18 protein-coding genes are annotated in these 19631 nt (G+C 46.0%); all 18 read left to right on the top strand.

Annotated elements, in window-relative coordinates:
• Positions 1-599 (top strand): IS3 family transposase (locus CG67_RS09930; protein WP_025902798.1); only part of this gene is annotated, 599 nt, incomplete at its 5' end.
• A gap of 73 nt (positions 600-672) precedes the next feature.
• Positions 673-804 carry a hypothetical protein gene (locus CG67_RS18670; protein WP_256360149.1) on the top strand — a complete coding sequence of 44 codons (132 nt, stop codon included), beginning with the start codon at positions 673-675 and terminating at the stop codon, positions 802-804.
• A 655-nt stretch (positions 805-1459) separates the two neighbouring features.
• Positions 1460-2551 (top strand): phosphotransferase, encoded by a 1092-nt coding sequence (locus tag CG67_RS09925; protein ID WP_025902797.1) that lies wholly within the window; start codon positions 1460-1462, stop codon positions 2549-2551.
• 15 nt (positions 2552-2566) lie between these two features.
• A complete protein-coding gene (locus CG67_RS09920) occupies positions 2567-3934 on the top strand; it encodes an aspartate aminotransferase family protein (RefSeq protein ID WP_025902796.1) in 1368 nt (455 codons plus the stop codon).
• Positions 3935-4197: 263 nt separating this feature from the next.
• Positions 4198-4863, top strand: a complete 666-nt coding sequence (locus CG67_RS09915) for a GntR family transcriptional regulator (protein ID WP_029990000.1) — start codon at positions 4198-4200, stop codon at positions 4861-4863.
• Between the two features lie 577 nt (positions 4864-5440).
• Entirely contained in the window at positions 5441-5863 is a 423-nt protein-coding gene (umuD, locus tag CG67_RS09910; RefSeq protein ID WP_025902794.1) for a translesion error-prone DNA polymerase V autoproteolytic subunit, read from the top strand.
• Positions 5863-7125, top strand: coding sequence for a translesion error-prone DNA polymerase V subunit UmuC (umuC, locus tag CG67_RS09905; RefSeq protein WP_025902793.1), 1263 nt, complete (start codon positions 5863-5865; stop codon positions 7123-7125). Before umuD ends, umuC begins: the two co-directional genes overlap by 1 nt.
• Positions 7126-7514: 389 nt before the next feature.
• Complete coding sequence (locus CG67_RS09900) at positions 7515-9500, top strand: ligand-gated channel protein (protein WP_025902792.1); 1986 nt, start codon at positions 7515-7517, stop codon at positions 9498-9500.
• Positions 9501-10221: 721 nt separating this feature from the next.
• Entirely contained in the window at positions 10222-10554 is a 333-nt protein-coding gene (locus tag CG67_RS09895) for a hypothetical protein (protein WP_025902791.1), read from the top strand.
• On the top strand, positions 10551-11309 hold the full coding sequence (locus CG67_RS09890) for a glycosyltransferase family 2 protein (RefSeq protein WP_025902790.1): 759 nt from the start codon (positions 10551-10553) through the stop codon (positions 11307-11309). Before CG67_RS09895 ends, CG67_RS09890 begins: the two co-directional genes overlap by 4 nt.
• A gap of 27 nt (positions 11310-11336) precedes the next feature.
• Entirely contained in the window at positions 11337-13115 is a 1779-nt protein-coding gene (locus CG67_RS09885) for a hypothetical protein (protein ID WP_025902789.1), read from the top strand.
• Positions 13087-13587: a hypothetical protein gene (locus CG67_RS09880; protein WP_025902788.1), complete on the top strand. Its 501-nt coding sequence runs from the start codon at positions 13087-13089 to the stop codon at positions 13585-13587. The genes CG67_RS09885 and CG67_RS09880 overlap by 29 nt, the downstream gene beginning before the upstream one ends.
• On the top strand, positions 13587-14609 hold the full coding sequence (locus tag CG67_RS09875; RefSeq protein ID WP_025902787.1) for a WavE lipopolysaccharide synthesis family protein: 1023 nt from the start codon (positions 13587-13589) through the stop codon (positions 14607-14609). The genes CG67_RS09880 and CG67_RS09875 overlap by 1 nt, the downstream gene beginning before the upstream one ends.
• 38 nt (positions 14610-14647) lie before the next feature.
• Entirely contained in the window at positions 14648-15286 is a 639-nt protein-coding gene (locus CG67_RS09870) for a hypothetical protein (protein WP_025902786.1), read from the top strand.
• Positions 15276-15914 carry an HAD family phosphatase gene (locus tag CG67_RS09865; protein WP_025902785.1) on the top strand — a complete coding sequence of 213 codons (639 nt, stop codon included), beginning with the start codon at positions 15276-15278 and terminating at the stop codon, positions 15912-15914. Before CG67_RS09870 ends, CG67_RS09865 begins: the two co-directional genes overlap by 11 nt.
• Positions 15911-16975, top strand: a complete 1065-nt coding sequence (locus CG67_RS09860; RefSeq protein WP_025902784.1) for a sugar phosphate nucleotidyltransferase — start codon at positions 15911-15913, stop codon at positions 16973-16975. The genes CG67_RS09865 and CG67_RS09860 overlap by 4 nt, the downstream gene beginning before the upstream one ends.
• A 58-nt stretch (positions 16976-17033) precedes the next feature.
• Positions 17034-19052 carry an autotransporter domain-containing protein gene (locus CG67_RS09855; protein ID WP_025902783.1) on the top strand — a complete coding sequence of 673 codons (2019 nt, stop codon included), beginning with the start codon at positions 17034-17036 and terminating at the stop codon, positions 19050-19052.
• A 105-nt stretch (positions 19053-19157) separates the two neighbouring features.
• Positions 19158-19613, top strand: coding sequence for an acyltransferase (locus CG67_RS09850; RefSeq protein ID WP_025902782.1), 456 nt, complete (start codon positions 19158-19160; stop codon positions 19611-19613).
• Positions 19614-19631 lie beyond the last annotated feature (18 nt).

The following is a 19631-nucleotide window of genomic DNA, read 5'->3' as shown; positions in this document are numbered from 1 at the left end:
GACGTCAGGGACTTCGTGCAAAGGCTGCCCGGAATTTCAGCCCGGTCAGCTACAGAGAACATGACCTTCCTGTGTCTGAAAATCTGCTGAAACAGGATTTTTACGCGAGTGGCCCGAATCAGAAGTGGGCAGGAGACATCACGTATCTTCGCACAGACGAGGGCTGGCTGTACCTCGCGGTGGTGATTGACCTGTGGTCGCGGTCAGTTATAGGCTGGTCAATGTCAGAGCGTATGACGGCACAGCTGGCATGTGATGCGTTACAGATGGCACTCTGGCGGCGTAAACGTCCGGAAAATGTTATCGTTCATACTGACCGCGGTGGCCAGTACTGTTCGGCGGATTATCAGGCACTGCTGAAACGACATAATCTGCGTGGCAGCATGAGCGCCAGAGGATGCTGTTACGACAATGCCTGTGCGGAAAGTTTCTTCTACTCGCTGAAAGTCGAATGTATCTACGGAGAACGCTTTATCAGCCGTGAAATAATGCGAACGACCGTGTTTAATTATATCGAGTGTGATTACAATCGGTGGCGTCGTCACAGTGCCTGTGGCGGTATCAGCCCGGAACAGTTTGAAAACCAGACCCTCGCTTAGCGCCGTGTCCACATTGTGCGGGTAGGATCAATCCACTCATACCGTACTCTGGCAGCTTGATGAACATCATACTGTGCCTGATCCCCTTTTGTTGCAGATTGCTCCGGGGCATCCGGAGTTTGTGTTGTATCCGGAGGATGGCGGATATTTGGGACCCGGTATTGTCAGTGATGAAGGCCAGGGAATGTTCTTTTTTCCCTGGTAACGACTGAGACGGATAACGGAGGCCATCTATAAAGTTAAAATATTTCTGATAGTTAACTCAGGATTTCGTATTGTGTTTTTATCGTTATTCATGGGAATACTACATTTAATAGCCTGCCGGTTTTAATTTTTCGAAGACCAAAACCACCCAAACAGAAAATAAAAATGGACTCATCCTGCCCCTGCATTTATCAAAAATGCTGCGTACAATTAATGATAGCTGGGAAACCTATTGCATCAAAAGCGACTAAGTAGCGTTCATATAATAATTTACTGACATCAATAAACAAACTCCGGATTGTCCGACAAAAATGTATCGGGATAACACGATAAGGCAGTGCACTATTATGTGGCAGAAATGCACAAAATCATGTTTTTTTGAACCATTATCGGTAAGTTACGCACCATAAAAGTGATTACCATGCACTTTTCTCTCCCTCCTTAAATTGTCCAACAAAATAAGGTAATGACATCTTGCTTTTTCGCGGTGGCGGGTGTTATGTTTATTTTGACTCTGCAAACTGATGGACAATTTGTGTGGTGTTGTCTCCTGGCGGGGAGCTGATTTTTGATCGCTTAAGTCAGAATTTTGAGTGCTGTCCTCTGTGAGAAAGGGCATATTTTTTTATGTTTAAAAAATCAAAAGCAGAGAAACTATGATAACCAATGATGCAATCAAAAAATCCAGGCTCTCAGCTGCACTCAGCCTTCTTGATGAAAGTGGTCTGGTGAATGGAAAGGATGAAATATCTCCGGCTCTGGTAAAAAATATCTTAAATATCAGATACGGACTGGAGGGTGAATTAAGACGGTTACCTACTGAAAAAGATGACAGTTTTATTCTGACTTGCGACGGGGGTCATCGCCTCGTAAAAATATCATCATCCGGCGAATCACGTGGAGTCGTGGAAATGCAGTCGGCCGTAATGGAATGGCTTAATAACCACACTTCGGCCTGGGAAGTGCAGAATGTTATTACCACCCTGGATGGCGAGAGCATTGTTCCAATTCAAACAAAATCTGTTCGTTATTTACGAGTATTGACCTATATCTCCGGTGACATTATGGCAACTGTTCCGGTTGACGAGGAGCAGCTTATCTTAACAGGGCGCGCTGCCGGTGAGATTGATATGGCATTGCGGGGATTTGCTCATCAACATGATTTGCATCCTTTGGTATGGGATCTTGCAAATGTTCCAACGCTGGAAATTCTGCAGGAAGAATTAACAGATGAAAATCTTCGGGCATTAGCCGCTGAAGCTTTTGAGCGGTTTACACGCAATGTGGTCCCTCTGATGGGAGAACTTGAAACCCAGGTAATACATGGGGATTTCAGCCCTTACAACGTCTTAGTCTCTGCAGAGTCGGCGGATTTTGTCAGTGGAATAATTGATTTTGGTGACGCAGTTCGGACGTGTGTGATATTTGAACCCGCCGTAAGCGTATGTAATCTCCTGGGCAAATGGGCTGATGACCCCTGGGGGGCTCCCCTGGCTTATCTGCGGGGATATCTGTCGAGCTATCAAATGTCACCAGCGCATGCGGTACTCATTGCTGATGCGGCTACTGCTCGTCTGGCATTACGTGCGGTGGTTTCTCAATGGAGAGCACAACGTCTCCCTGACCGCCGGGAATATATTGAATCTCATGCAAAACATGACCGGGACAACCTCGCGATGGCGCTGGCGACGCCCGTTTCAGATGTGCAGGCGCGCATCCATCACCTATCTGCAACGTCATCTTTCTGACCGGAGCAATGACCAATGACAACTCCTAAGTACGACACAAAAGTAAGCCGGGCACTTGAAGTTTATCCCAATAAATTTGATCCCTCCCGGATGGATAACCTTGAGCCACGCTTGCGTTCTATCGTGGAACGGCGAATGAGTATTCTGGGGCCGGGATATTCACTCATCTATCGTAACCCGGTTGAATTTGTGGAAGGGCGGGGAGCTCATCTGTTTGATCGCGAAGGAAATGACTTTCTTGATGCGTATAACAATGTGGCATGCGTGGGTCACTCGCATCCGCATGTTGTCGAAGCCATCACTTCACAGATTAAGAAACTCAACACCAATAACCGATATGTACAGGAAAGCCTGGTTGACTATGCAGAACGTCTGGTCGCTACCTTCCCGGAGGAACTCTCCCGTGTAACATTCGGCTGTTCAGGATCGGAAGCTAACGATCTGGCCATTCGCGTCGCGAAATTCTACACCCGTAATCAGGGGATTATAGTTACCCGTAATGCCTATCATGGCATTACCAGTGAAGTCGCTTCCTTTTCTCCTGGTCTGGGGCCGACATCGCCTATCGGACCCAATGTTGTTCTTATTGAAGCCCCTGATCCTCGTGTCGCTGCTGCCGAAGGGCTTTCCATTGATGAGTATATGAGGAAGGAGATTAAGCGAGGGATCTCTGAACTTGCCCGGCATGGCTTTGGGCTGGCAGCATTTGTGGCAGACTCCCTGTTCACTAGTGACGGAATTTTTGCTGACCCGACGAGCTATCTGAAACCCATGATTGAAGAGGTTCATGCCGCCGGGGGGCTTTATATCGCAGATGAAGTACAGTCAGGATTCGGCCGTTGCGGGGATGCCATGTGGGGGTTTCAGCGTCATGGTATTATTCCGGATATCGTCACACTGGGTAAACCGATGGGCAATGGATTACCGCTATCGGGTACTGTTTTCCGCCCCGAGGTTGCGTACGAGTTTGGTCAGAATTGCAGGTATTTCAATACCTTTGCTGCCAGCCAGCTCCCCATCGCGGCGGGTGCGGCTGTTCTCGATGTGATCAGCAGCGAGAATCTGTTGGAAAATGCCATAGTCCAGGGGAATGCGCTGCGTAAGGGGCTGCACGAGATCGTTAAGAATTCTCCTCATGTATCTGATATCAGAGGGGTCGGATTATATACCGGTGTTGAAATCGTTGCTGATCGGGATTCCGGATCACCGGATAAACTACGCACTGAAAAATTCATTGATGAATTACGCGAAAGAAGGATCCTTATTCGCAGCTGTGGGGGGGATGGAAATGTCCTTAAAATTCGTCCTCCGTTAGTCTTCAATTCATCTGACGTAACACGTTTTCTTGAGACCTTCTCTGATATTGCAAAAGAGTTACTCTGAATACGTGAGAGCCTTATCAGGGTACCGGTCATTACCCATGTCCGGCCCCCTGATAATTCTGTAATCAGCGAAATGTATGGTAATGTGCTTCGGGTCTGCTTATATATCGGGGCTGTCTGAAAAGGAATGGTCAGACAGTTATCGGAAAGGAAGTCGTCACCGGGCGGTTAACTTTTGCTGAAATCTTTTGCTATTTTCTTACTACAGAATGCACAGTGTGTTTTCTTTTTAAGCAATCATCAACATTAACATGTAGTTATATCATGGAAAATCATCTGCAATCACCTTTGTCTTCTGAAGAAAGCAAATCCACCACTTTAGAATCACTTGTCTTAACGATACGACAGCGGATCCTGCATGGTGAGTTCGAACCTGGCTCATTTTTGCGTGACATCCGTATGGCAGAAGAGCATGGGGTATCCAGAACGACATTCAGAAGTGCGGCTCAGATTCTAGTCAGCCAGGGACTGCTGGTACAAATTGTGAACAGAGGGTTCTGTGTACCAAAATTCGGCCCTAACGATATTGTTGATGTGACGCGGCTTCGCGGGGTTTTAGAAGGCGAAGCGGTACGCATGATTACCTACAGTGGATTGATCCCTAAAGGTGCTCTTGATGCTATTGAAGTTATGCGTGCGGCTCCTGCGGGTGCATCATCGGCTTACCTGAGTGCAGCCGATAGAGCCTTTCATCGTGCGATTATCGATGCCAGTTTGAGTCCCAGGTTACAAAAAAGTTATAGCGTTTTGGAGGGTGAGATTGAGTTACTCATGGTTCAGCGTAATGCCTTCTACGAGAATTCAAAAGAATTAGTGGCTGAACATGAGCATCTTATACGTTGCCTTGAAACGCGTGTGTTCGATATTGCCCGTGATGCATTTGTTGAGCACTGGGAGGATTTGAGTAAAAAGTTATTATTACCGACGTGAACCTTCTTAATTTAACGGGGATTTATTAAATTCCCGCCAAATAGTGGGCCAGAATTAGCCCTTACTAAGATCCCCACCGATGATAATTACTGTACCCCCTCTGTTTTAAAACCGGGAGCGGGAAAATACACGATTACAACGGCCCGCTTCATATATCGCAGCAGTATTACTGAATTTTCAGCGGCAGAAGAAGCCTGCGCTATCTGCAAAGTATTTCTTATACCGGTATCGTTCATGAACCGGAACGTATTTCCTGCTCACGGCCTTTAGCAACCGGCGCGTCAAAGTCCGGTTTACGCTTCACATTACACGGTGTCCGGGACAGGAACAGTGGCAGTAAAAATATTATTGTTTATTGTCTTTGCTCAACTGTCTGTTTAGAACATTGTGATCGGCAGGCGTGAAAGTCTGCATGATCGGTAAGATGTTCGCTGCCACTGACCTGCGCAGTCTGCCGAAAATAATAAAATTCCTTCCCGGACAATGAGTTTACAAAAAATAATGACGAGTCATCTTGATCAAAACACTCCGTTAGTATTACTGTATATTTATACAGTAAAAATCTGAGAAACCGATCATGAAGTTCTATCTGCCTGCAGAGATCCATGCCATGCAGGATCTGCCTTTTTTTATCAGTCGTGTCCCTTGCGGTTTCCCGTCACCTGCACAGGATTATGTTGAACAGCGTATCGATCTTAATCAGTTATTGATACGGCATCCCGGTGCTACCTATTTTGTCCGGGTCAGTGGTGACTCCATGATTGAAGGCGGGATCGATGACGGCGATATGCTGATTGTCGACAGCTCACTTAAGGCAGGGCATGGGGATATTGTGGTGGCCGCAGTGACGGGGGAATTTACCGTCAAGCAACTGATGCTGAGACCTTCACTGCATCTGAGGCCGATGAATATCACCCATTCAGTGATAACGATTTCTGATGCTGATCAGTTTGAAATTTTCGGTGTAGTAAAACACGTAGTCAAAACGCTGGGGCAGTAATGTTTGCGCTGGTAGATGTGAACTCATTTTATGCATCGTGCGAAACCGTATTCCGCCCGGATTTAAAAGGGACGCCGGTGGTTGTGCTGAGCAATAACGATGGTTGTGTTATCGCGCGTTCAGCGGAAGCTAAAAAACTGAATATCAGTATGGGGGAACCCTATTTCCGGCTGAAAAAACTTTTTCGCGAGCATCGGGTCAGTGTGTTCAGCTCAAACTATGCCTTATACGCAGATATGAGTCACCGCGTGATGAGTACGCTGGAAGCACTGGCACCGGCAGTAGAAATTTATTCCATTGATGAAGCATTTATGGATCTCACCGGCATTCGTCATTGCCGGAATCCGGAAGCCTTTGGCCGGGAAGTCCGGGAGCGGGTGCTACGTGATACCCATCTTACCGTAGGGGTCGGGATAGCCCCGACGAAGACATTAGCCAAGCTCGCCAATCATGCGGCTAAAACCTGGCGAAAAACCGACGGAGTCGTTGATCTGTCAAATGTCGAGCGTCAGCGTAAATTGATGGCCCTGACTCCGGTGGCGGAAGTCTGGGGAGTGGGGCGGCGCATCAGCCAGAAACTGAACAGGATGGGTATCCTCACGGCAAAAGATTTATCGGAACAGAGCACATGGGTCATTCGCAAACATTTTAATGTGGTACTGGAACGGACGGTGAGGGAACTGCGGGGCGAACCTTGTCTTGAACTGGAAGAATTTGCTCCGGTGAAACAACAAATTGTCTGTTCCCGTTCGTTTTCTACACGGATCTCTGAATATACGGCGATGCGTGAGGCCATATGTAATTATGCTGTACGGGCTGCGGAAAGATTACGTGGAGAAAGACAATATTGTCGTCAGGTGACGGTATTTCTGCGTACCAGCCCGCATGCACAGGGAGAGATATTTTACGCGAACCAGGCCACGGGCAATCTGCAAACCCCCACCAACGATAGCAGAGATATTATCCGCATTGCGATGAAAGTACTGGACCGTATCTGGCAGGACGGGCCACGGTATATGAAGGCGGGTGTCATGCTGGGGGATTTTTTCAGCCAGGGAGTCTCGCAGCTCAATTTGTTTGATGACGATAAGCCTCAGGCTAACAGTGAATCACTGATGAGGGTCATTGATGGCGTTAATCAGAGTGGAAAAGGGCAATTGTGGTTTGCCGGCCAGGGCGTCGAACAACTCTGGGTAATGAAACGCGATATGCTTTCTCCCTGTTATACCACCCGCTACACCGATCTTCCCGTGGCCCGCTAAGGCGGGGCATATCCGGTCACCCGGTGCCCACGGGTTTGTTCCGGACATTTGCTCTCTGTGGCAGAACCCCGTCTGAAATTAGCGATATTAAATAATTTATTTAAGTTAACCCGCTATCAGTATATCGCTGGCGGGGTAGTAAATGTGCGCGCTCCCCGGGGATATCCGGAGCGGAGGTCGTTTCTGATATGGGAGCATACAGAAGAAGAATAAAGGGAAGTTGATCTCTGCTTGTGATAACGATACTAATTCTCATTATTATTTACATTTATTGGTTTGTTCGTACAATAGGAAACATCTGCCGGTGTAATAAAATGTTACATGGAGCATTCTGTTTGCAGTCATCGGCGAGGGTGAAGCATTTTGATCAACAAATGGAATCGATGATAATGAGAATACTTCGCGTAAAACCGTTCGCAGTGATACTGACAACGGCCTTTTTCCCCGGAATGGCGGATGCTACCGATAAAGAAACACTGGTGGTCACTGCGACGGGTTTTGAACAAAAAATTCAGAACGCACCGGCCTCCATCTCTGTGGTTACCAGAGAACAAATCGAAGACAAAGCCTACCGCGATATTACCGATGCGCTGAAAGATGTCCCTGGCGTGGTCGTCACCGGCGGGGGGAGCAGCAGCGATATCAGTATCCGCGGAATGTCCTCTCAGTACACTCTTATCCTGGTCGATGGTCGGCGGGTGAGTACGCGGGGAACCCGGCCAAATAGTGATAATGCCGGTATTGAGCAGGGCTGGTTACCTCCTCTGGGATCTATAGAACGGATAGAAGTGATCCGCGGCCCCATGTCTTCCCTGTATGGTTCGGATGCGATGGGAGGGGTCATTAATGTGATCACCCAAAAAACCTATAACCGTGGTAACTGGCTGGGATCACTGCATTCGGAAGCCACTTTTCAGGAACATCGTCGCTCCGGAGATCTTTATCAGACGGATGCCTATGTTTCCGGCCCGTTGATTGACGGGCTGCTGGATATGAAACTCAGCGGGTTACTCTCCCGACGTCAGGAAGACAGGGTAGTCAATGGCTATAACGAGCAGCGGATGCGCAATGGTGCCGCGACGCTCACCCTGACACCTGATGACAGAAACCGTATGAGTGTGGATATTGCCAGAGAGCTTCAGGACAGAAACAGTACTCCCGGAAAATCTCAGGCAGTGGAGAGCTGTCGGGGCACCGTATGTACGCCGAACAGCCGCAGTGAAAACCGTTATGAACACACGACTTATGCGCTGACGCATCATGGATATTATGATGAGCTGAATACCAGCAGCTATCTGCAACGGGAGGAAACTAATAATCCCGGCCGCGCAATGAAATCTTATAACACTACACTGAATACTCAGGGCCAATGGCTGCTGGATGAGCATTCGATCACTTTGGGCGGACAGTATGGTTATGAAAAACTCCATGATGACGGAAACCAGTTAGAAGCGGCCGCGGGACTGAATAAACTGACACGCTGGAGCTGGGCTGTTTTTGCGGAAGATGAGTGGGCAATAACCCGGAGTTTTTCGCTGACCGGTGGAATGCGGATGGATAAAGACCAGAACTATGGAACACACTGGACCCCGCGAGGCTATGGTGTCTGGCACCTGAACGACCAGTGGACAATAAAAGGCGGTATTTCAGCGGGTTATCGCTCACCCGATCTGCGTCAGTCCTCCGCCAGTTGGGGGCAGACCACCGGAGGAGGGCGGTCAAACGGAATTATTGTCGGTAACCCTGATCTAAAACCCGAGAAGAGCCTGAGCGAAGAAATAGCGCTGCTATGGGATAACGGTCATCAATTGAATGCCGGATTAACGCTATTTAATACCGATTTTAAAAATAAAATTACCGAAGTTCGTCGGTGCAATAGTAGTGCAGACCCCGCCTGTACCATTGGCAGTACGCATTACGATTTTGTCAGTGACCGTGTCAATGTGGATAAGGCGACTCTGCGTGGTGCGGAGGCGACTCTGGGATGGAAACCCGCAGAAGGCTGGAAACTGACCGGTAACTATACGTATACAGATTCTGAGCAGAAAACCGGGCAGTTTTCCGGCAAGCCACTCAATAAAATGCCAAAACATATGGTTAATATGACACTGAACTGGCAAGCAATCCGGGATCTGTCCGTATGGAGCCGGATAAACTTCCGGAGCAGAACGTCGGAGTATCTGAGCCGCACAAGTATGGCGGAAGGAACGCCCTCTTATAGTTTTGTTGATACTGGTATTAATTACTCTGTGACTGAATCATTATCACTGCTCGCGGGGATTTATAACCTGCTGGATAAAACTATCAGCTATGAAAACTATTCAGCGACTCTTGACGGACGTCGTTATTACCTGGGAGCCAATTATAATTTCTGATCTTACCGGCCACACTTGTGTGGCCGGTGTTAACGCCTTACATTTCTTAGATTTATTCTATTTCCCTCCTAAGATCATCCGAACTTTTATTTTTAATTTTCTCTTTTCAATTAATGCTTATTATTAAGAATAATTCCATATGTGGTTGAGCTGCGTGAATTATTAACGGCGGATGAAAGTTTCAGAGTGTTGACTCTGATTATAATAATCAAATGCTTTTAATTACCGTGTTAATAAATAAAACAAAAATAAACACTCCGGATAAATAAATAAACGATCTTTTAAGTGTTAATTTAAAAAATAAATGAAATAAAAGACCTAAAATCTAACTGTAGCTAGTGGTTTGTGCTGTGTGTGTGTTTACTGATGGTTTTTAAGGCTGTTTTTTGTGTTTTACATGGCATTAAAAAGAAAGTACCATCGCCTCAAGCTTTGGGTGGAATTAAAAATGTATATTCTTATGTCTGGCGATAGTTATAACCAGATGGTAGGGGAGGACGGGCTATTATTTCATCCTGTAAGGGTGCTGAAATATTCCTGGCAGAGTGATTGATGATTTTTCTTATAGTAATAATAACCACTGGGATATTTTAAGAGTTAATGTGTCGAGAGTGAGCTATGAGGTCTGTTTAATTAAAGGGTCTTAAATGAACTCTTCCTCAGAATTAATCTATTATTTCCATATAAATAATATTAAATAATTACGCTGTTTAATTTCATTATGAAAAAAGAAAATATTGAGAACATGACCCGGGGATGGTTTATCGGTCCTTTTGAGCCTTCCGTATTCCGAACCAGCAATATGGAGGTTGCTGTAAAATATTATCAGGCAGGTGACCAGGAATATGCACATTATCATAAAGTTGCGACAGAGATTACTGTTATCGTTTCCGGCGCGGTCAGAATGTCAGGTCAGTATTATTACCGTGGAGATATTATCACTATTGAGGCGGGGCAGGTAACCGACTTTTATGCTGTTGAGGATACCGTGACCACGGTGGTGAAAATTCCTGGCGTCAATAATGATAAATACAGTGCAGAGGAAATGATATGATGAATATTATTATTCCCATGGCAGGTCGGGGTAGCCGTTTTTCAGTCGCCGGATATCGGGAACCCAAACCGTTAATTCGCCTCGGTGACAAGAAAATGATCGAAGTCGTGGTCAATAATCTTCGTCCGCACAGAGCGCATCGGTTTATTTTTGTTTGCCAGGAAGAACATATCTCAGAGTATAAGTTGATTCCATTACTGGAAAATATTGCACCTGGCTCCGTGATAGTCCCTATAAAGGGAATTAGCGGGGGCGCGGCTTGTACTGTATTAGCCGCAGATGCCTATATTGATAATGACCAGCCACTGATGATTGCTAACTCAGATCAGTGGGTTGATATCTGCATTGATGATTATCTGAAACAAATGGATGAGCGGCATCTCGATGGCCTGATAATGACAATGACGGCCAGTGATAGCAAGTGGTCTTATGTGCAATGTAATGAGCAAGGGTGGGTGCAGCGGGTCGTCGAAAAGCAGGTAGTCTCTGATGAAGCGACAGTGGGTATTTATAACTACCGGCGTGGCCGGGACTTCTGTCATTTTGCCCGGCAAATGGTGGGTAACAATGATCTTAGCCACGGAGAGTTTTATGTCGCACCTGTATACAACTACCTGCTGCAACATAATAGTGATTGTCGTATCGGCATTATGAATATAGGCACTGAGATGGATGGCATGTATGGACTGGGTACGCCGGAAGATCTGCAAAACTTTGCCCGGTTACCGGTAGCCAGACAGGCTATTACCTTCTGATAAGAATGCAGCAGGGTGACTTTTCCCGTGAAAATTATTCGCTACGTACATGACAGGAAACTCGGGGCGCGGCCACTAAGCCGGCCTTATACCCTGGCATCTCTGGACATGGATAACACAGAAAATCTGACAGTGATCAGTTTTTCGGACTGCCTTGACCGGCCGGCAGATGAAACCTATATCGTCAATGGTTGCTCGCGGTTTTTTATCGCGGATCTTCAAAATGTCGCACTGGTGAACGTACAGAATGATTCAGCCTTTTATGCACATATGCTTTGGGATATCACTCACCAGATGCCGGCAGGCGGTAAGCTGTATATCCGGGAGAAGATTAGGTGCGAAACACTGCTGGAACGTGGTTACTATCGTGAGGCATTTACAGAGAGCCCGGAGAGCGTATCAGGCTTTCGTGTGTATCAGAAGAACAGCCCTCTGGCAGCCTCGCGGGATAAAGGGCTCACTCAATGGAGCTTCTGCATTCCGGTTGGCCCGGAAGAGCCGACATTTATTAATGCCTGTGTCGAACGCATACTGCAGCTGGATATTGCGGAAAAGGAGATCATTCTGTGCGGTACACCGCACCCGGATTTTCGTTTTTTTGAGCAGGTAAAGATTGTGGGTCAGGATATTCCTGCACCACCAGTACATATTACCCGTAAAAAGAATCTGCTGGTGGAGTCAGCCAGGTATCCGAATCTCTGTATCCTGCATGATCGTGTTCTGCTGGCACTGAACTTTTATCAGGCGGTGCAACGTTTCGGAGATGACTATCCGATGACCGGATTTCAGTCGTTTTATTTTACCGATCAATATAACCTGGTGCCCAGGAAATACTCTGATTTCAATACGATAGAGCAGGATCTGACGAAAGAACTGTCAATCACCGCGGTGACTCAGAAAGACACATCTCTCATCAGTAAGTTGTTTTATTGTTATCAGCATCCGGCCAGAAGCCAGTTTGGCCATGATTATCTGACAGGCAGTTTGTACATCTGTAAAAAGTCAGTCTGGCAGCACTCCCCGCAGAATGAGCAGTTGTACTGGAATGATTATGAAGATATCGAACAGGGAATTCGCTGTAGTTATGAAGGGATCCCGACAATTATTAATCCCTGGTCGATCACGCAGAGTATGAATGCCCGTTCAGTGATCCATTATTACGGATATGTTGCAGTCAAAGATTACCGGGGGAACAAAAAAATGAGCCGTTGTCGCCTGGAAATGTTGCCTTTTATTCCTAAAAAGCCGTTGTTCCGTTTGTCAGATGAACAGGCGAGGAATTTTATTTATCATTTTGCGAAAAAATACGGTGCTTCACAGGAAATATTGCTCTGTATTTCTTCATCAGCGATGAACGGATTGGGCCGTTTTTTACTGATAAAAAAAGTGATCAAAGATATTAAAGTCAGACTTGAGGAAACCAGTGAATTTCTTCGTGACTTTAGTCGCTGGATTTTATGTGAGGATATGGCCCCGAATGAACTGGTGAGGGTTACCCGTGTAATGAATTCGTCCGCCAGTCCGGCGACAAAAAAGAGTATGCTGCTGGGATGCTTTATACTAAATAATCAGCTATCCCATTCCTGGTTTTTTTCGCCATTCTATAAGAATAATGATGACTGGTTTATCAAAAAGCGCAGGATGATTTGTATAAGTAATTTTATATCAGCATGTTACCTTAAATACCTTTACCGGGGAGCTTATTTTCCGATGTCGGTGATGGAGGTGGCAAGGTTACTGAACGACAGTACACCGTACCAATGTGAACGGGGACGCAATGGAACTGAAGGTAGAAGGGATCACTGAAGAGGAATATGGACTGTGGCTTAATGGATTCCCGCAATCGACTATTCCGCCGATGGATGAAGCGGAGTACCAGGTAATTCATATGGGCTTCGATCTGGAGCGGGCGAAGAACTTTTCTATCAGGCCCGATAAGCGAAGATATACGCTGTTCGTTAAGGTCAGTAATGATAAGGAATATGATACTTATCGGGAGCATCTGATTACTTTGGTAAAAATACTGATCATGGATAAATCTGCACAGTGTGAGTCTGTCACCATCTTTATTGTCTCTGCACGATATGAAGATTATAAAAATGAGTTGTGTTCGTTTTTTACGATGAGCACCAGCTATCTGAGAATTAATAATTTTGGTGAGAAGGGTGTATTATTAACTAATTTATCGATGGCATTGTTAGGCGTAAACATAACAGAATTTTTTATTAAATCGAAAAAGTGGCTAAAAGGAAAGGTAAAGGCTCTCAGGAATAGTTGATGGGATTGTTAAGTATCATTTTTCAGGGAGCGGTCATCCATAAAAACAAACTCTGTTGTGATGTGATAGAAAACATAGCTATCACGCGGCATTACTTTCCGAAAGATGAAATTATCCTGTCTACCTGGAAACTGTCCGCACAGTTACGCCAGCAATTGCAGGAGCTGCTGAAAACACTACAGGTAGTCATTATTGAAAGTGAAGACCCCGGACCGCTGGTTTACCGGGAACGGGAAACGCGCTGGGTAACCAATATTAACAGGATGATCGTCTCTTCCCGGCAGGGGATTGGTCGGGCTACCCATAGTCATGTTGTTAAATTACGGACAGATTCCAGGCTTTACAACAGGAATATCGCCTATTTTTTACAACTCTGCGAAGAGGAGGAGAAAGACCAGGTGTACCCACGGGATCAGGCTTATAGCCTGTTCCGTCAGCGGATCATTAATGGCAATCTTTTTGCCCGTAATGTCAGAGGGTATATGCCTTATCTTTTTCATCCGGGAGATATCCTGTTGGCGGGGAATAAACAGGACTTATTAGATCTTTTTGATATTCCACTTGCAGATGAATCAATATTTGAAGTGTGTTTCTGTTTTTCTATTTTTAGTCTGATGCGCTATGTTCCCGAACAGTATATCTGGGTGAAATATATAGAAAAAGTCACCGGGGTTAATGAGTTTCCCGGTAACTGTTTTACGTCGGAGCATCTTAAAAAAACATCGGAAAATTTTTATATCAATAATTTCATCCCTTACTCCAGTGAGGCTTTGGGATTCTTGTGGAACAAATACAGTGAAGTGTATAAAAATAAAGGGTTATCCAGTGTATATACCACCGCGGACTGGGTAGCGTTACAGCATCAACCGTCGAATGCAGAGGCAGGTATATCAATCCTGAGTCAAAAGGCAGACTCAGTGTGGATATTTATCCTGCGAACAATCTTATGGATTAAGTTTACCCCGCTGCATATTCCATTTATCCGGCGGCTGGCAATAAAGATGTTCAGTCGCCGGAGCTGAATGTCTACCCATCAAAGCAGAGGTATAACGGAGGGAATATGCAGATCTTGTCACACCGTGGGCTCTGGACCACAGCAGAAGAAAAAAATAGTCTGCAGGCTTTTTGTCAGTCATTCAGTGCCGGATTCGGCACTGAAACGGATCTCCGGGATTATTGCGGAGAACTGGTCATTTCTCATGATATTCCACACCAGGGATGTCTTTTACTGAGGGATTTTTTTGAATTATTTGTAAGTTATGATCCGTTACTACCCTTAGCGTTAAATATAAAAAGTGACGGTCTGGCTGAGACATTAAAAAATCTCTTACGGGAATATAATGTTCATAACTATTTCTGTTTTGATATGTCGGTACCCGACATGCTGAGTTATATCTCCGCCGGAGTGAATGTGTTTGCAAGGCTCAGCGAGTTCGAGTGTGAAAATTCCTTGCTGAGTCAGGTCCAGGGGATTTGGCTGGATAATTTCATTAATGACCAGTGTGACGGGGAAAGGATACAGCGACTGATTGTCAGGGGCTTGCCGGTCTGTTGTGTCTCTCCTGAACTTCATCAGCGGGACCCGGCAGAATACTGGCAGCAGCTCCGCAAGGTCGCGGGAGGATTGCCGGTAACGGACGCTCTGATGCTATGTACCGATGTACCGGATCAGGCCCGGGAGGTTTTTCGTGAACACTAACATCAAAGCGGTCATTTTTGATATGGACGGAGTGCTGATTGATGCCAGAGACTGGCATTACGAAGCGCTGAATCAGGCATTAGCCCTGTTCGGGATGGCGATAGCCCGGCATGAACACCTGTCGAAATTTGACGGCCTTCCTACACGCGACAAACTGGCTATCCTGACGGCTGAAAAAGGGTTCCCGACAGCATTGCATGGTTTCATTAATCAGCTAAAACAGAAATATACCCTGGATATCGTGTTTCGCCACTGCAAACCCGTCTTCCAGCATGAATTTGCGTTATCCGAATTACGTAAGGAAGGTTATCGCCTGGCGGTCGCCTCTAATTCTATCCGTGACAGCATAGAAATTATGCTGAGCAGAGCCAACCTGCTGGATAAACTGGAATTTTTTCTCTCTAACCAGGATGTGGTTCAGGGTAAGCCGTCACCGGAAATATATCAGAAAGCTATCTCCAGGCTTGGATTATTACCTGAGCAGTGTCTGGTGATTGAAGACAATGAAAATGGTCTTCGGGCAGCCAAAGAAAGCGGTGCCCGGGTCATGAAGGTGGAGAGCGTGAATGACGTGAATTACACCAATATCAGGCAATATATCGATAGAATTGAGGGGAAAAAAGGATGATCACCGTCATTACCTCCCTGGGAGGACAATCGCTGTACGAGATGAGTTCTGAGTTTTCTTATCCGAAGATCCTGAATGAGATAAATAATAAAACGTTATTCGAATACTCACAGGAAATTATCAGCAGCTTGCATGAGGATGTCAGACGCATTTTTCTGCTGCCTGAAGATAAAGATGATGAGTATCAGCTCTCACCAATGATCTCGGTGGCCAGCCATGGTCAGGGGGAAATACTGCATTTACAAGGTAATACGGGAGGGGCTGCCTGTAGTTGTTTACTGGCCATAGATAAAATCGATCCGGAAGACGAAATGATCATTATTTCTGCCGATCAATATATTCGTGCTGATCTTAGTGAAATCATTGATCATTTCCGATCGCAATCGGCAGATGCCGGTGTGCTGACATTTCCTTCTTTACACCCAAAATGGGCATTTATAAGAAAACAACCGGATGGCCAGGTTACGGAAGTGGCAGAAAAGAGAACCATCAGTCGTGAAGCGATAGCCGGGTTTTATTACTTCAGGAAAGGGAGCTTTTTTACCCGGGCGGCACAGAATTGCATTATGAAAGGTGCAACGGTGAACGGACAATATTATTTATCGGGTTGCCTGAATGAGTTAATTTTAGAGAGCAAAAAAATCATCGGCTGGTCACTGGATGATGGAAGCTATTATAATTTTTATGATAATCATGCTATCAAGGCATTTTCTTCGTCACTTCAGGCGAATAAAAATCTGTTACCCGGCGGTTTTAGCTACTCTGATATCTTCGGGATGAAAACTATCCGACATCCTGATGCTATTTTTGATCCCGGTGTTTCTTTACACGAACACTCCCATAATTACATTGGGGTAATTGCAGTCTCTGATTATCTTATTAATTTAATCGGAAAGTCGGAGAAGTTATCTATAGAGTTACAATCTCCCATCAACGAAGGGAATAAAATTATTATTCTTTATGCATTATATTATGGGGATATTTATTCTCAATTCCTGGATGTTATTACGCTTTCTGGTCACGGTAAAATTCTCACAATTCAGCACTCATTGATTAATTAATTATTTGGTAATAATTACGTTTAATTCAGGATGTTTTTTATTTAAATAAGGATGTTTAATGAAACATGTACTCCATGCAGCCATAGTCTCTGCTTGTCTGTGCGGTGCGTTGCCTGCTAAGGGCTTTGACAAAATATATACCTTTGGTGACAGTATCAGCGATGGTGGATTTGCGGGAAATGATACCCGTTATATTTCCGGTTATGCCAGTAAGCTTTATTCAGAGATTATTTCTGAGACTTATACTGGTCAGGAGCTTCTTACTTATACTCAGGGAGGAACAAATTACGCGCAGTCAGGCTCAACCGCCAGCTATACCCCACTGCTGATCTATAAAACCGGCTGGCAAATTGATGATTATCTCGCAAGTCAGCAACAGAAGGCCGATGCTAACGGATTGTATGTTTTATGGATTGGCGGAAATGATATCTCGGTCGATGTGGAGAGTACCATACTGAGACTGAATTTCGGCGCATTGTTTAAACAAGGTGAACATTATCAGTTGTCTGATGCGCCGGCAAATGTAGTGAGTCAGGCCAAAACATTGCTTGATGCCGGGAGTGGTATGCTGGTGATACCTAATCTCCCGAATGCAGGGATGAGTCCCTGGACCGGGACGGCATTATTCGGTTTTGCACAGGCTTTTCTGGGCGGCAACCTGTTCGATTTATTCGAGCTGTATACCCTCCAGGATACTTACCTGCGTTCTTTGGGTTCTGTCCAGGGGGAAGAGGCACGTCAGTCTGCGGTCATAGATTCGTTATCGGTGGTACTGGCCAGTAAAGGGATCACCGTACCGCGGGAGCTGACGGCCAGTATTTTCCGCTGGTTCCTCAACACCGAAAATATGCTTACCGAGCAGTTTAATTATGATGTTGAGCAGGGGCTTTCCCAACTGAACGGCAATATTGTTTATGCAGATATTAATCAGTTGTTTAATGAGATTATCGAGTCTCCGAAAACCTATGGCTTCGACAATATCCTGGTCCCGATCTGTGGTATAGGCACCGGGGCACCGAGGTGTAATGAGGATACGGCGAATTTTCATAACGATCAGGTTTATCTCTTTTCTGACTGGTTCCATCCAAGCCCGGTGGCCCATGAAGTTCTGGCCCGGTACATGATGTCGATTATTGATGCCCCTTTGCTGGTCAGCAGCCTGCAACAGGGCGTTCTGAATGTTCAGTCAGACAGACACCTGTATATGGATGGACAACTGCAGACCCTCCGTTCATTAGACGGTCGGGAAAAAGTGACAGTCTTCGGCGGGTACAGTGGTAAGTATGCCAGAGTTCGTGACAATATTTCCTCGTTCAACGGGCATGGTCTTGCCAGCAATGCGCTGCTGGGTTTCGCCATACAACCAGTGGAAGGCGTCCTGGTGGGGGGAACGTACAGTACCGGCTATAACCGTTATCAGTCAGCATCCCTGTTCAAATATAGCTATAGCAGTTCCATTATGGGGATATTCAGCCAGCTTAAAATGGCTAACGGGCTCTGGGGAAATGTGGATTTCAGCAGCGGCAGCGTCAATTTCCAAAATATTACGAGACAGATCCAGTTGGGGAGTGCGCTGAGAAACGAAAAAGGTAACAGTCGTGGACGGTTCAGCGGTGTTGCGGTAAAAGCCGGCTATGATTTACAGCTTAATCGTTATCTGACTACGGGGCCGGTGCTGGGCTTTAGCTATGACCGTGCGCGTATCAATGGCTATCATGAACAAGCAGACAGCAGTACCTCAATGCGTTTTGGCGGACAGAATGTTAACCGCCGTCAGTTTACCGGTGGATGGCGTATCGAAGCGAACGGATTGCGGGTTAACCCTTACCTTGAACTTGCGTATCGGCATGAAAACATTTCGGCGACATCCGGGATTACCGCAGCACTGAAGAGTACCGGGACGTCGTTCCGCCGTGATGATGCAGGAAAAAAGACCTCTCAATGGCTGGAAGCCAGACTGGGGATGAATTCTGCACTGTCTGAAAATCTCGGGGTGCATGCAGTCATTAATCTCAATAGCGGTAGTGGAGGAAATACCAGCATTAACTATGCCACGGGCCTGAATTACTCATTCTAGTGATCACCGGAGCAGGCAGGCTGGACAGAACATCTGGTCAGTCTGCCCCGGTAGCTCATCTGAAACTATCCGCTATCCTGGTCTGAGAACCGACAGAGGTCAGTCATGCCCGGCAAAAGTCATAACACACAGATAGAAATGATCCAGATATATCGTGCTATAGCGGCGCTGGCTGTGATTATTTATCATTACAGCTGGTTTGCTTTCCCGCTGGGACAGACATTTTTACGCAGGGGATATCTGGGGGTAGATATTTTCTTTATGGTCAGCGGATTTCTGGCATGGACAACAACACGCCATTTACCCGCAGGCTGGCGCAGCAGTACGACATATCTGCTGCGGCGGGGGTTTCGGATTATTCCAGCCTATGCATTTATCACATTAGGATATGCCGTATTTTTTTATTACTATTCTCCGCAACCGGAGCTGGGATTAAATACACTGAAGTCACTGTTGTTCATCCCCTTAAATGGCGGAGGATCTCCGTCCTATGGTTTTCCGTTGCTTGATAATGGCTGGACGCTGAATTACGAGTTTTTTTTTATCTGCTGGTTACGCTGAGCCTATTGTTACCCCGCT

It is taken from the genome of Tatumella sp. UCD-D_suzukii (assembly GCF_000611875.2).
In the GTDB taxonomy this organism is placed as follows: Bacteria; Pseudomonadota; Gammaproteobacteria; order Enterobacterales; family Enterobacteriaceae; genus Tatumella; species Tatumella ptyseos.
The sequence above is the reverse complement of the archived record's forward strand: the minus strand, read 5'-3'. Positions and strand labels throughout refer to the sequence as shown.